Source organism: Parvularcula lutaonensis (genome assembly GCF_014651915.1).
GTDB classification, from domain to species: Bacteria; Pseudomonadota; Alphaproteobacteria; order Caulobacterales; family Parvularculaceae; genus Parvularcula; species Parvularcula lutaonensis.
The window spans coordinates 888,406-903,054 of the sequence record NZ_BMXU01000001.1; the positions used below are offsets into that span (position 1 = coordinate 888,406).

At 66.3% G+C, this 14,649-nt stretch carries 9 protein-coding genes; 5 read left to right on the forward strand and 4 right to left on the reverse strand.

Annotation, left to right across the window (positions count from 1 at the left end; all coding sequences use genetic code 11):
- Window positions 1–53: 53 nt before the first annotated feature.
- Window positions 54–3,491, forward strand: a complete 3,438-nt coding sequence (gene smc / locus IE053_RS04235) for a chromosome segregation protein SMC (RefSeq protein WP_189572304.1) — start codon at window positions 54–56, stop codon at window positions 3,489–3,491.
- Here smc and IE053_RS04240 read toward each other — a convergent pair.
- From IE053_RS04240 to sppA, 4 genes are all read right to left on the reverse strand, one after another.
- A complete protein-coding gene (locus IE053_RS04240) occupies window positions 3,468–4,676 on the reverse strand; it encodes a CCA tRNA nucleotidyltransferase (RefSeq protein WP_189572308.1) in 1,209 nt (402 codons plus the stop codon). The two genes, smc and IE053_RS04240, sit on opposite strands and share 24 nt — an antisense overlap.
- Window positions 4,663–5,301, reverse strand: coding sequence for an NUDIX hydrolase (locus IE053_RS04245; RefSeq protein ID WP_189572311.1), 639 nt, complete (start codon window positions 5,299–5,301; stop codon window positions 4,663–4,665). Before IE053_RS04245 ends, IE053_RS04240 begins: the two co-directional genes overlap by 14 nt.
- Window positions 5,301–5,840 carry a DUF1285 domain-containing protein gene (locus IE053_RS04250; RefSeq protein ID WP_229786047.1) on the reverse strand — a complete coding sequence of 180 codons (540 nt, stop codon included), beginning with the start codon at window positions 5,838–5,840 and terminating at the stop codon, window positions 5,301–5,303. Before IE053_RS04250 ends, IE053_RS04245 begins: the two co-directional genes overlap by 1 nt.
- 77 nt (window positions 5,841–5,917) lie before the next feature.
- The gene (gene sppA, locus IE053_RS04255) at window positions 5,918–7,858 is read right to left on the reverse strand and encodes a signal peptide peptidase SppA (protein WP_189572314.1); all 1,941 of its coding nucleotides are present in this window, start codon (window positions 7,856–7,858) and stop codon (window positions 5,918–5,920) included.
- Between the two features lie 183 nt (window positions 7,859–8,041).
- Here sppA and IE053_RS04260 point away from each other — a divergent pair, with 183 nt between their 5' ends.
- From IE053_RS04260 to IE053_RS04275, 4 genes are read left to right on the forward strand one after another with little or no spacing between them, the layout of a single operon-like run.
- Entirely contained in the window at window positions 8,042–9,019 is a 978-nt protein-coding gene (locus IE053_RS04260) for an AAA family ATPase (RefSeq protein WP_189572318.1), read from the forward strand.
- Window positions 9,016–9,888 (forward strand): DUF58 domain-containing protein, encoded by an 873-nt coding sequence (locus IE053_RS04265; protein ID WP_189572321.1) that lies wholly within the window; start codon window positions 9,016–9,018, stop codon window positions 9,886–9,888. Before IE053_RS04260 ends, IE053_RS04265 begins: the two co-directional genes overlap by 4 nt.
- Entirely contained in the window at window positions 9,885–12,512 is a 2,628-nt protein-coding gene (locus IE053_RS04270; protein WP_189572324.1) for a DUF4159 domain-containing protein, read from the forward strand. Before IE053_RS04265 ends, IE053_RS04270 begins: the two co-directional genes overlap by 4 nt.
- Window positions 12,502–14,613 carry a hypothetical protein gene (locus IE053_RS04275; protein ID WP_189572327.1) on the forward strand — a complete coding sequence of 704 codons (2,112 nt, stop codon included), beginning with the start codon at window positions 12,502–12,504 and terminating at the stop codon, window positions 14,611–14,613. Before IE053_RS04270 ends, IE053_RS04275 begins: the two co-directional genes overlap by 11 nt.
- Window positions 14,614–14,649: the final 36 nt, after the last annotated feature.

A 14,649-nucleotide genomic window follows, 5' to 3' on the forward strand; every position in this document is an offset into this window, starting at 1 on the left:
GCGTACGTTAACCTTTCGGCGGCGGTCCCTCCGCCGTCCTGAGGACTTTGCCCATGCGCTTTGAACGCCTCCGCCTGTGCGGTTTCAAATCCTTCGTCGAGCCTGTCGACATCGAGATCAAACCAGGCCTTACCGGCATTGTCGGGCCGAATGGCTGCGGGAAATCGAACCTCGTCGAGGGACTGCGCTGGCTGATGGGCGCCAATTCGGCCAAGGCGATGCGCGCCAGCGGCATGGACGAAGTGATTTTCGCCGGCACCACCGGTGGCCGGCCTGCAAGAAGCTGGGCCGAAGTCACGCTCGAGATCGACAACAGCCAGCGCCGCGCCCCTGCGCAGTTCAACGACAGTGACCAGCTCACCGTTTCGCGACGGGTCGTCCGCCGCGCTGACGGCTCGGTTTCGCAATACTCCATCAATGGCAAGGAAGTCCGCGCCCGCGATGTGCAGATGCTCTTCGCGGATGCCTCCACCGGTGCAACATCACCCGCCCTCGTCCGGCAGGGCCAGATCAGCGAGCTGATCAATGCCAAGCCGACCGACCGCCGCCGCTTCCTTGAGGAGGCCGCAGGCGTCACTGGCCTCGCCGCCCGCCGCCACGAGGCCCAGCTCCGCCTCAACGCTGCCGCGGACAATCTCGAGCGCCTCGACGATGTGATCGGCGAGCTCGACGTGCAGGCCGAACAGCTCGCCCGCCAGGCCCGCAAGGCCGAGAAATACCGCACGCTGAGCGAAGAGATCAAGGAGGTCGGCAAGGCGCTCTCCATCTCCCGCGTGCGCGAGAGCTACAAGGCGCACGAGGCCCTGGACCGGCAAACCTCCGAACGCCGGGGCGCTGTTGCCGATGCCGTCGAAGCTGCCGCGCGCGCGGACCGTCTGGCAACGGAAGGTGCCGACAAGCTCGAGGACATCCGCGAGAAAGAGCGCGAAGCCTCGATGAAGATGACGAAGGCGGAAGCGGCTCTGCGCGCCTTTGAGACCAATGAAGCCATGCGCAAACGCGCAGCGGAGGAGCGCGAGCGGTCGCTGCAACGCTTCGCCGCCGACCAGGAACGCGAAGGCGCGCTCGTCAAGGAAGCCGACGAGGCCATCGCCGCTGCCGAGACGCGAATCCAGCACCTCAAGAGCGAGATCGCCGAGGAAGCCGATACCAAGATCGCCCTTGAAGAAGCCGCGACGAAAGCCGAGGCCGCTGCCGCCGAAGCCGAGGCGCTCTTCGAAGCCGCGCAACGCAAGGCCGCCGAACTGATTGCCGAGGCCCGCGCGGCCAGACAAAGCCGTCAGGAGGCGGAAGACCGGGTCGCCGCCGCCAAGGCCGAGCGCGCGCGCCTGAACGAAAAGCTTGCCGCTCTCCCCACCCTTGACGATGGCGCTTTCGAGCATGCCGCCTTGGAAGCCGAGCGCACCCGAGAAGCCCTTGCCGAAGCAGAGCAAACGCTCCGCCAGCGGAACGAAGAACTCGATGCGGCGCGGAGGACCTCGACGGCCGCTGACGAAGCTTTCCGCGAAGCGAAAGAGCGCCTGCGGCTTCTCGAAAATGAAGCGAAAGTTCTCGCCCCCCTGATCCCGACCCCTGCGGAGGATGCGGCGGAGGGCGAGACGGCCCTGACCGCCATATCGGCGCCGGAAGAGCTGCGCGCCGGTCTGGCCGCGGCCTTGGGCGACGCCCTCCACGCGGCGATCGGTGACGAAGCGGACCACGCCTGGACCCAGCTTGGTCAGGACGCGGAAGGCATTGCCCCCCTGCCGGCGGGCGTTCAGTCTCTGGCCAGCCTTCTTACCCCGCCCCCGGCGCTGCGCCGCAGCTTCGCGGCGATTGGCCTTGTCGAGGGGACGCCTACGGACGAGCAGCTCGAGGACCTTGCGCCGGGCCAGCTCATCATCAACCGTCAGGGCCACCTGTGGCGCTGGGACGGTTACCGCCGCCGCTCCGCCGCCGACCGGCACCTCGAGGAGCTTCTCGCCGCGTCCTCGCGACTGCGCGCCATCGAAGACGAGACCGAGGAGGCCCGAGCGGCCCTCGCCCAGGCCCAGCTAGAGGCAGAAACCGCGCGCCGGAATCTGAAGGAAGCCGAAGCCGCCCTCGCCCTGGCCCGCAGTGCACAGAGCCAGGCCGTCACCGCGGAGCGCCACGCCGAACAGCACCTTGCCAAGCTGACACGAGACTCCGATGCGATCCGCCTACGGAAAGAAGCACTCGACGAACAGCTCGCAGCAAACGCCGTCGCACTTACTGCTGCCGAGCGCCGTCTGTCCGAGATCGGAGAGCAGGTCGATACGCCACAAGTGGACGAAAAGGCACTCGACGAGGCCCGCGCCGTCCGTGACGAGGCTCGTCGCAGGGCGAGCCAGGCGCGTGGTCAGGCTGCGGAGCATCGCCGCAAGTCGGTAGAACGCCGCGATGCCCTCCGCCGCGAGGAAGGCCAGGCCAAGGCTTGGCGCGACCGCCGGACGGCTGCAGCCCAGCGCCTCGAACAACTGGCCGAACAGAAGGCCATCCTCGAAGACGAGGTCAAGCAGGCCTCGACGGAGGAGAGCGATATGGCCGCTGGCGAGGCGCTCGAACTCGCGGCTTTCGAGGCCAAGAGCGCGTGGGAGAAGACCCGTGACGCCCTTGCCGAGGCCCAGCAGGCCCAAAGCGCTGCCGAAAAAGAGCGCCGCGAGACCGAAGCCCGCGCCAGCGCCGCCCGCGAAGCACTCGCCGAGCTTGGCGCGGAACTGAAAGCCGCGAAGGCCCGCCTCGATGAGACGCTCGAAGAGGCCAATATCAGCGGCGACAACATCCGCGCCCTGCTCGCCGCTACGGGCGAGGTGGAGCCGGTCGACGTCCTGTCGCGGAAGCTCGAAAAGCTCGAGCGCGAGCGCGAACGCCTTGGCGCCGTGAACCTTCTGGCTGCGGACGAACAGAGCCAGGTCAATGAACGCCTTGGCAGCCTCCGGTCCGAGCGCGAAGACTGCGAGGCGGCTGCCAACCAGCTCAAGACCGCGGTCAACGCAATCAACCGCGAGGGCCGCCAGCGGCTTCTCGCAGCCTTCGAAGCGGTGAACGGGCACTTCCGCGAGCTGTTCACCAGCCTTTTCAATGGCGGCGAAGCGCACCTCAAGTTCATCGACAGCGATGATCCGCTCACGGCGGGTCTCGAGATCTTCGCCTGTCCGCCGGGCAAGAAGCTCCAGTCGCTAAGCCTGATGTCAGGTGGCGAACAGGCGCTGACCGCAACCGCGCTGATTTTCGCCGCGTTCCGCACGAACCCTGCCCCGATCTGTGTCCTGGACGAGGTCGATGCGCCGCTCGACGACGCCAATGTCGAGCGCTTCTGCGACCTTCTCTCCCTGATGGCGAAGTCTTCGACCACGCGCTTCCTCGTGGTGACGCACCATCCGCTGACCATGTCGCGCATGGACCGGCTGTTCGGTGTGACGATGATGGAGCGGGGCGTCAGCCAGCTCTTCAGCCTCGACCTCGAGTCAGCCCGCAGGCTTGCTGCCTAGGGCCCGATTGAGCAATTCTTCGGTGCGCTGAGATTCGCTTGGCGCACCGGCTTCGAGCCAGAGCTTTTCGAAGCGCTTCATCACCTCGCTGACTTCCGCTCCCGGCTTGACGCCCTTCGCAATTACGTCCCGGCCAGAGATTGGAAGGACCGGAACTTCATCAGCCTGCAAACGAGCGACGAGGCCATCGGGAACTTGACGCCCTTCCGCAGCAGCGAGAGCCGCCGCCGCGACCGCATCCTCGCGACCAAAGCGGTAGAGCAGCTCATGCGCCTGGATGCCCCTGATGATCGCATCCCGCGTAGCCTCGATAGCGGCGTAGCGGCCGAGGACCTCGTTGGATGGCTTCAACCGCTCGCGCAGCACATCCCGAGGCAGGCCCGGCCACAGCGCGGCGAGCGAAAGCGCAGGCTCCCAATGGCCCGCCGCATGGAGCCTCGCGAATACGTCCGTTCGTGGAACGCCAGGAAGAAGGCGCTGCAGGACGCCGACCTCGCAAGCAACAGCCAGCGCCCGAGGGGCACCCTTCGCCGCGAACGTCCGGCGCAGCTCCGACCACACCCTTTCCCGCGAAAGGATGTCAAGCAGGTCCGCCTGCTCCCTGATCGCAGCCAGCCCGTCGGCATCATAGCCTTCGGCGAAACGCGCCGAGAAGCGGAAAAACCGGAGGATGCGAAGCGCATCCTCGCGGATGCGGTCCCTCGCATCGCCAATGAACCGGACACGGCGGGCTTCGAGGTCTTCGAGGCCGCCGGCCGGATCCCAGATCCTGCCGTCAGGATCCGCGTAAAGAGCATTGATCGTGAAATCGCGGCGGCGCCAGTCCTCGTCCCAGTTGCGGGTGAAGCGGACCTGCGCATGGCGGCCGTCCGTCTCTTCGTCCGCCCGGAGAGTCGTGCATTCGGCGACGAGGCCGTCCTCGACGGCGGTCAGCGTCCCGTGCGCTTCACCGGTCGCGATCCAACGAATGCCCGCCGCATCGAACAGCGCCTTCATCTCTTCGGGCGTCCGGTCGGTCGCGATGTCGATGTCGATTGCGTCATTGTCGAGCGGGGTCTCCCCCAGAAGGCTGTCCCGCACGCATCCGCCAACAAAACGCGCTTCACCTCCGGCCGTCAGGGCCCCAACGATTTTCCGGAGGCGCGGCTCGCTGAGCCATGAGAAATCGGCATCAGGCATCGTCATGGATTGCGTCCGAGAGGGTGCGGAGTATGCCAGCCGTTAGCCCCCAGATGTTCCGGTGCTGGCCAGCGGTATCAAGAACCGGCACCGCGAACATGTTGTAGGGCACGCCGCTGAATTCACGTTCCTGAATGACGTGGTTGCCGGGGTCAGCAATCGCGGAGAGTGGCACTTCGAAGACTTCCGACACTTCACGCGGGCAGGCTTCGATTGGCACGTTGCCGTCAATGATCCCGATCACCGGCGTCACCACATAGCCGAGGCCGCCGTAATGAAGGCCGTAATTGCCCAGCACGCTGACCGCTTCCGCAGGGACCCCGACTTCTTCATGAGTCTCGCGCAGGGCCGTGCCGATCAGGCCGTCATCGTCTTCCTTCGGCGTTCCGCCGGGCAGGCTGATCTGCCCGGCATGGGACGGCATGGTCGGTGCGCGGAGAGTCAGCACCACCGTTGGCTCGGCAATGTCCCGCACGCCGATCATCACGGCAGCAGGCCGCGGCCGCTTCGGCGGCTCGCGCAGGATCGGCGTGTGGTCGAGGCCGGGGTTGAGTTCATCGAAGAGCCTCCGGTCACGCGCGGCGTGAGGCGAGCTGAAGCTCCTGCGAAGGCGTTCCTGCCAGTCGTTCATCAGGCATCCGCTTCGATCGGGAGGCGGAAGGTCGCGCCGCCTGACCGCAGGACGAGTGCGCCGTCTTCGACCGGCAGCTCTTCAACCAGCCGGTAATAGGGTGCGCGGTCGAGGCGCGCTTCGAGGCCACCGCGGATCAGGATATAGGGTGCGCGTTGGCCCAGGGCTTCGGAATGCCGCAGCGTGATCGGATGGTCGGCATCGATCAGCACACGGTCCCCGACATTGGTGCGAACCTCATAGCCCCTGTCCGTCCGATCGTAATCGACCGCGAGGAAAGGCACATCCTCGACCTTGATCGTGACCTTCTCGGCAGGCGTCACGAGGACATAGCCTTCGGGGTCCTTCCGAAGGATGCGGGAGAAAAGCCGGACCAGCGGCGCGCGGGTGATCATCGACCCTTCGTGCCACCAGCTTCCATCCGCCTTGATGACAAGGTCCATCTCACCGCAATGCTCGGGGTTCCACCGCTCCACGGGAAGCGGTCCGTCGTCGCTCGAATCCGTGAGCGAGGCTGCGATGCGCGAAAGGTCTACCACCCTCCTGAAATGGAAGAGCCCCGGGCGGCGGTCAAGCGCGCCCGGGGCTCGTTGTTCAGAACCTGATGCCGCAGCCCTTACGGGATGGGGCACTCGAGGCAGCGGACATAGATGCCGTTGGGATCATCGAAGCTGCGCTGGAACCGCAGTTCATCGTCAATCAGCTTGGCCGCCGCACCGAGGGTGGTGCGCTCGAAGCCCGTGCGGCGCGAGACGAAGAGCTCGTCATCGTCCGAGATCAGGCCGTACGCCTGGGCTTCGCCCGCGAGGCTTTCGAGGAAGAGTTCGAAGCGGGTCTTCTCCTTGATGAGGCCGACAACGTCCCACTCATCAAGGCCGGCCGCCTTGGCCGCCGCAGCGATCGCGTCCGGCAGGCCGCCGAATTCATCGACAAGCCCACGCTCCTTGGCGTCCGAGCCGATCCAGACTCGGCCTTGGCCGATCTCGTCCACCCGTTCGAGGCTCAGATCACGACCCTCGGCCACCACGGTGAGGAACTCCTCATAGCCATCCTCGATATTGAGCTGGAGGATCGTCCGCAGCTCTTCGGGCAGCTCGGCCAGCGGGATGCCGCGGATCGAGGACAGGGGCGAGGTGCCGACACCATCGACATTGACCCCGACGCGCGCGGCCAGCTTTTCGAAGGTGGGCAGGTAGCTGAAGATGCCGATCGAACCCGTGATCGTGGTCGGCTGGGCAAAGATCCTGTCAGCCGGGGCCGCGATCCAGTAGCCGCCCGATGCAGCCAGCGAGCTCATCGAGACGATGACCGGCTTGCCGGCTTTCTTGATCGCGAGAAGCTCGTCGCGGATGACCTCCGAAGCGAAGGCGGAACCGCCGGGACTGTCGACGCGCAGCACGACGGCGGCGATGTCATCGTCCTTGCGGGCTTCGCGAAGCTGCTTGGCAACGTAGGTGCCCGAAGCAACGCCCGGCTCCTGCGGACCGTCGATGATCGCGCCCTCGACGGTGACCACGGCGATGTTCTTGACGTCTTCGCGGTCCTGCGGCGACTTGATGCCGATCTTGTACTTCTTGAGCTTGACGGTGTTCAGCTCGCCCTCGTCGTTTTCGCCGACGATGTCCTTGATGAACTGGCGCTGGGCTTCACGATCGGCCAGGTCATCGACATAGCCGCCATCGAGGATCGCCTGGGCGATGTCGCCGCCAGCCGCTTCGAGGCGGCTGCTGAACTCGTTGGCGAAGGCAGCGGTCGCGCCCGGCGTGAAGCTGCGGTTCTCGTCGACGCGCGTGGTGTAGCTGTTCCACAGGCCATTGAGATAGGTGAGGTTAGCTTCCTTCGCCTCCGGCGACATGCCATCGCGGAGCACCGGCTCGAGCGCCGACTTGAACGTGCCGACGCGGAAGACGTTCACGGACACGTCGAGCTTCTCGAGCATCGAGGCGTAGTAAGTCCGGAACGAGCCGAAACCGGTGAAGAACAGCATGCCCTGATCGTGCATCAGAACCGTGTCGGCCTCGGAGGCGATCATGTACTGGTTCTGGTCGTAATAATCGCCGACAGCCACGACCCGCTTGCCGCTTTCGCGGAAGTCTTCGATCGCATCGGCCAGGATGTGGGCCTTGGACAGGTAGGCGTCCGGCACGACCAGCCCGCCGAGGTCGAGGACCAAAAGCTGGATGCGGTCGTCGTTCTTTGCATGTTCGATCACGCGAATCAGCTCGTGGACGCTGACCTGACCGACCGAACCGCCGCCAAAGGCTTCCTGGAGTGCCTGTTCGAACGGATCCTGTTCAGGAGCGTTTTCCGACAGCACGCCGCTCGGGTTGAACACGAGAGCGGCGCCCTCAGGGACTTTCAAGGACGGGCCGTCCTCGTTCTTGCCCTTCATCTGGTCGCCGAAGCTGCCGAGGACAGACAGGAGCACGGCAAAAACCATAATGAAAAGAAGAGCCTGCAGGAACAGCGCACCGCCCACCACGACCTTCGCGAGGCCCCGGAAAAACTGCCAAACTGTCAATCGCGAGCGTTCCTGCCCGCCTACGTAATCGGTCAAAAGAGCCTCCCAAAGCCAACGCGACCACCCTAAAGGGGCACCCTAAACGTTTTATCGATAAATAATCAATCGTCCGGAAAGTGCCATCGGCCAGATAGACGCATTCCGGGTTGCAAATTCGCCATTTGCGCGCGGGGCACGGCTGGCTTTAGCCAAGGATAAGCGATTTGCGGAGTTTTCCAGATGAACGTTCCTGAACATGACCTCGTGGCGCGGTTCGATGCGCTGTCGGTTCGTCTGGAAAAAGCGCAGGATGCGCTGGGCCGGGTGGTGTTCGGCCAGGAGCGCGTGATCGAGGAAACCCTCATCACCATCCTTTGCGGCGGACACGGACTTCTCGTCGGCACGCCGGGCCTCGCCAAGACCCGCCTCGTCAACGCGATCGGCACGGTGCTCGGCATGGAAGCCAAGCGCGTCCAGTTCACGCCGGACCTGATGCCGTCGGACATCTTGGGCACCGAGGTCCTCGACGAAAGCCCTGACGGCAAGCGCAGCTTCCGGTTTATCGAGGGTCCCGTCTTCAGCCAGCTCCTGATGGCCGACGAGATCAACCGCGCCAGCCCGCGGACGCAGTCGGCCCTTCTCGAAGCGATGCAGGAACGCCAGGTCACCGTTGCGGGCGAAGTCCGCAAGCTGCCCCAGCCCTTCCACGTCCTTGCGACCCAGAACCCGATCGAGCAGGAAGGCACCTATCCCCTGCCCGAGGCGCAGCTCGACCGCTTCCTTCTCCAGATCAATGTCGACCAGCCGTCGGTCGATGCCGAGCGCGAGATGCTCCGTGCAACGACCTTCACCGCGCAGCCGCAGCCGGACCAGGTGCTTGGCGCCGAAGAGCTCATGGAGGCCCAGGAGCTGGTGCGGGCCATGCCGGTGGGCGACACGCTGATCGACACGGTGCTGAAGCTCGTTCGCACAGCTCGGCCCGGCGGCCAGTTCGCAGAGCACCTCCGCTGGGGACCCGGCCCGCGTGCGAGCCAGGCCTTCTCTCTCGCGCTGAGGGCTCGCGCCCTCCTGCGCGGCGCCCCTGCTCCGGAAACGGAGGACCTCATCGCCCTCGCCCAGCCGATCCTGCGCCACCGCATCGCGCTCAGCTTCGCGGCGCGTGCGGAGGGTCATGATATCGACCACCTCATCGACAGGATGGTCGAGGCGGCCCTGTGACCGACGCCGCCGCCCGGACCAGTCTCGAGCGGCGCGCGCAGGAAGCTGCGGCCCGCCTGCCCGACCTCCTCGCAGCCGCCGACCAGGCGGCGCAGGTGGTGCTGGCAGGCCGTCACCCGCGCCAGAAAGAAGGGCGCAGCGATACCTTCTGGCAGTTCCGCGACTATGCCCATGGCGACCCGGTCAGCTCCATCGACTGGCGCCAGTCCGCGCGCCTCGACCGGCGGCTCCTCGTGCGCCAGACCGAGTGGGAGCAGCCCCAGACCATCCTCCTCTGGTGCGGCGGTGGCGACGATTTCGACTATCAGGGCGAAGGCGCCGAGGCAAAAAGGTTCCGTGGCCAGACTGTCGCCCTCGCCCTCGGGATCCTCGCATTGAGGAGCGGCGAACGGGTCGGCCTGTGGGGCTCGCCCGAGCCCTCCCGCGCCGGCAATCAGGCCGCATCCATGATTGCCGACCAGCTTCTCCGTCAGGATGCGGAGCTTGGCGGACACCTTCCTCCGAACGGCGCACTCTGCCTGTTTGTCAGCGATTTCCACGACGACCCGCAGAAACTCCACGACGCCTTCCAACGCGTCCGCGACGCTCGCGGCCATCCGGTCGCCGTGGTGGTGGAGGACCCTGCGGAGGAACGCTTCCCGTTCCAGGGTTCGCGCCGCTTCGAAAGCCCGAGAGGGACCGCGCGGAAGTTCTTCGGCGAAGCGGGCGCCATCCGTGACGCCTATGTTGGATTGCGGACAGAGCACCATGACGCCCTGCGCTCCGCCGCACGCGGCGCAGGCGAGGCGGTGCTGTTCCACACGACCGACCAGCCGGTCGCACCGCTGCTCCTACAGCTTTCCACCCTGTTCAGTGAGGGCCCGCGATGAGCTTTTCCGCGCCGCTGATCCTTGCCGCTCTCCTCGCCCTGCCGCTTCTCGTCTGGCTGCTGCGCGCCATCCCTCCGCGTCCTGAGCGGCAGGTTTTTGGCGGCATGTATTTCCTGCGCAAGCTTTCGACGCCTAAGCAGCAGCCCGTCCGTACGCCACCGATCATCCTCATCGTCCGCCTCCTCGCCTTCGCGGCGATCGTCATCGGTCTCGCGGGGCCCAAGCTCGGGCCTCAGACCGACCAGACCTCAGGGCCCATGACCCTCGTTTTCGGAGATGGCTGGGATGCGGCACAGCGCTGGGAAGAACGGCTGGACGCGGCCCGCGCGGCCATTGCCGCCACCGATGGCGAGATCCGTATCCTGACAGCGAGCAATGGCGAACTCTCGCCGCCGCTCTCCCCGACCGCGGCCGCACGCGCGTTCGCCCGCCTCAACCCGCAGCCGAAGCTTGCCGACTGGCTGGCCATTCGCGAAGCCCTCGCCGAGGTCGACACCCGGATCGTCCTTGTCCCCGGCGGCCTCTCCCCGGATGACGAGATCGGCGTCGGCAGCCTGCCGCCCGTCACTGCCTATCTTCCCGAAGGCCAGACACTGGCCCTCGGCGCGCCGCGCGTCACCAGCGACTCGATTGCCGTCAGCCTCTACCGTTCGCGCGTAGATCAAGCGTCGTCGCATCGCGTCCGAGCGCTCAGCCGCGACGGGCGCACGGTCTCGGTCACCGACGTCACCTTTGCACCGGGAGAGGACACGGCCGAGGCCCTGTTCCGCCTGCCTCTTGCCCTGCGCAACGAGGTCTCCCGGCTCGATGTCGAAGGCATACGCAGCGCAGGCGCGACCTCGCTCCTCGGCTCCTCGGCCCGACGCACCCTCGCAGGGCTTGTCTCGACAGGCAGCGGCACGCTTCGCGAAGGTGGCTTTTACATCTCCAAGGCACTCGAGCCTTCCGCCGAGATCATCGAGGCTCCGATCCGTGAGCTGACGAATTTCGATCCGGGCCTAATCATTCTTGACGATGTCGGCACACTTCGCAGCGATGACCGGATCGCCCTTCAATCCTTCCTTCAGGACGGCGGCATTCTCGTCCGCTTCGCAGGACCCGACCTCCTCGCCGGCGATAGCCGTTCAGGCGATCCGCTGCTGCCTGCGCCGATCCTCGGCGGCGAACGTGCCCTTGGCGGCGCCCTCACCTGGGCCGAGCCCCAGCGTGTCGCTTCGATCAATCAGGACTCGCCCCTTGGCGGCCTCACCCTTTCCGAGGAGATCGCGGTCCGGCGGCAGGTCCTGACCCAGCCCGGCGCCGATGCCGAGGTCTGGGCCAGCCTCGCCGATGGCACCCCGCTCATCACTGCTGCCCGTCGCGGTGACGGCCTTGTCGTCCTCATCCATGTCAGCGCCGCGCCCACCTGGTCTGACCTGCCCGTCTCAGGGTTCTTCGCGGCTCTGATGCAGCGCCTCGCCGCCCTTGCGGAAACCGACATCGCCGCTGATGTCAACGCCGCGGGCGAGCCGCTGCCTGCCCGCAAGCTTCTTTCAGGACGCGGAGCGTTAACTGATCCTCCCGGTGACGCAGCACCGCTTGTCCCCGGCGAGCCTCTGCCTTCCCCCGGCCTCTATGGCGATGGCGCGAACGAGCGCGCGGTCAACGCCTACCGTCTTTCCCAAGCCCCCACGGCTTTCACCGCAGACCTTCTGCCCCGCGGCTCCCGCGTGCTGACGGTCGAGGATGGTCCCCAGCGTGACCTCTCGCCCTACTTCCTCGCAGCGGCGCTTGTCCTCCTCATGATCGACGCCATCATCAGCCTCGGGCGTTTGCCCTTCTTCCGCGCCGCAGCGGCTGGCCTCGCGCTCTTCGTCGCTGTCGCCCCCCTCTCCGACGCCAGCGCCCAGCTGCGCCCGCCCCTGCCAAGGAAGGCCGTCGAGGCAGCGCTGGAGCTGCGCTTTGCCTATATCCGTACCGGCGATCCGGCTACGGACCGGCTCAGCGAAGCGGGACTGCGCGGCCTCACCGCCAAGGCTGCCGAGCGCAGCTCACTCGAGCCTGCGGCGCCGCAGGCCGTCGACCCCGACCGCGATGAACTCTCCGTCTACACTCTTCTCTATTGGCCGGTTCGCCCCGGCCAGGAACCGCCTTCCGACGCGGCGCTCCAGAGGCTCGAAGCCTATATGGCAAGCGGCGGTATGCTGATTATTGATACGGGCGATGGCGGCGCGCCGGGTCGCGGCGGCTTTCTTGGCTCTGTGCTGGGCCGCCTCGACGCACCACCGCTCGAACCGCTGCCCGATGACCATGTGCTTCTCTTCTCCTTCTACCGCCTCGATGACCTGTGGGGCCGCAATGCCACCGGCCGCGTCTGGGTCGAGACACGCGGCGCGCTCGACCAGCGCCGCGATGGCGTGCCGAGCCTCATCATTGCAGGCCGCGACTGGGCCAGCGCCTGGGCACTGGATGCGCAGGGCATCCCGCTGAAACCTCCCGGTCCGGGCGGCGAAGGCCGTCGCGAGATGGCCTTCCGTGCAGGGATCAACATGGCGATGGTGGCGATCACCGGCAACTACAAGGCCGACCAGGCCGATGTCGAAGCGATGCTCGACAAGCTGGGGGAGGAAGCCGGTGGCCTTTGACTTCTCACCCCTTCTTCCTGTCTGGCTGATCACCTCGATCGGTGGAACGTTCCTTCTCGCAACGGCCGTCCGCATACCGACGGCTCCCATTGGTGCGCTTCTCCGGCTTCTCGCGGGCGCCGCGGCCGTGCTGTTCCTCCTCGGCCCTGAACGGGTCGAACAGGACTTCGACCGCCTGCCGGATCAGGCCCTCATCCTCCTCGATGACAGCGCCAGCATGGGCCTCGCAGGCCGTACGGAAATCCGGGACGAGGCCGCTCTCCGCCTGCGGGAGCGGCTCGAGGACGATGGCATCGACGTCCAGACGGCCCGCTTCGGCGGCACCGATGACAGCGACCTTGCCGCGGGTCTGACCGATGGTCTCGCGTCCGTCGCACGCAGCCAGCTCGGCGGCGTTTTCGTCCTCAGCGACGGCCAGGTGACAGGTACGGAGCAGGCGCAGGGCCTCGATCTCCCCGCCCCGGTCCACAGCATTCTCATCGGCGATCCAGAAGGCGAGCAAGACCGCCGTATCGCATGGGTCTCCGCCCCCTCCTTCGCCCTCGTCGGCGAAGACATGGAGCTCCAGTTCCGGGTCGATGACACGCGCGGCCAGCCGACGCTCCCGGTTACCCTGCGCATCGATGGCGAGGATGTCCTCAGCCGCGCGGTCATCACCGGTGAGACCGTGACCGTGACCGTCCCCGCTGAGCGTCCCGGTGAGCGGATCATCGAACTAGGCATCCCGTCCGTACCCGGAGAGCTGACCGACCGCAACAACGCTATTTCGGCCAAGGTCAACGTCATCCGCGACAGGCTCCGTGTGCTGCTGATTTCGGGAGAGCCCCATGCAGGCGAGCGTGTCTGGCGCAATGTCCTCAAGTCTGACCCAGCGGTGGATCTCGTCCACTTCACGATCCTGAAACCTGCGGACAAGCCGGCCTATGCCGGGCCCGAAGACCTCAACCTCATCCCTTTCCCCAGCCAAGAGCTGTTTCTCGACAAGCTCCAGCATTTCAACGTCGTGATCTTCGACCGCTACACCTATCGCGGTGTCATCACGTCGTTCGAACTGGCGGAGGTTGCCCGCTTCGTGGACCGGGGCGGCGCGGTGCTCGTCGCTGCAGGGCCGGAGCTGACAGTCGACGGCTCCCTCGCCCAGCAACCGAACCTCAGCTACATCCTACCCGCCCTGCCGACGGGCGGGATCGCAGAGGAAGCATTCATCCCGACGCTGACGCAGACCGGCGGGCGGCATCCGATCACCTCGACCCTCGGCAGCTCCGACGACTGGGGCCGCTGGCTGCGGCTGATCCCCTCTCAGGTCCGGCGCGGCACGGTTCTGATGGAGGCCGAAGACGGACAACCGCTCCTCGTCACCGACCGTGTTGGCGAGGGCCGCGTCGCCATGCTCCTCTCGGATCACCTCTGGCTCTGGGCGCGCGGTTTCGACGGCGGTGGTCCGCATAGGGAGTTCCTGCGCCGCCTGGTCCACTGGCTGATGGCCGAACCCGAGCTTGAGGAAGAGGCTCTCTCCGCCAGCCTCTCCGACGAGGGCGTGCTGACCATCACACGCCGCTCCCTTTCAGAAGACGTCAGCTTCGTCCGCGCTGAAATCGACGGCGCGCCGACAGACGCCATCGAGCTCGCCGAAGGCGCGCCGGGCCAGTTTGGTGCAACTCTCGAAGGCATCGAGGCCGACAGGGTCCGGCTTGAGACCACCACCGAAGACGGGCGAGTCCTGACCGCCGCCGCCGTGCGGGAGCGCGGCGCCTCGCAGGAATTCTCCGCCGTGACCACGGACGCGTCGGCGCTCGCACCGCTCGTCGGAGCCACCGGAGGCGGCAGCGTCGTGCTCACCGATGACGCGTCCGAACTTCCGGGCATCAGGCGTACCAGAGCTGACCGGCGGGACCATTCGGGCCGCGGCTGGCTGGGCGTTGCCCGGCGGGATGCCCGTGCGGTGCTTTCCGAGACCCGTGTTCCTCTGCTTCCGCGCCATGGATACCTCCTGCTGGTCGCAGGACTTTTGCTTCTTGCCTGGGTCACCGAGAGTGGTCGCATGAAGTTCTTCGCACCTGCACAAAGACTTGGCATAAGACAACCTAAAGAAACTGCGTGACTCGTTTCCGAATTGCCCCCACTCTTCTAGTGAGGG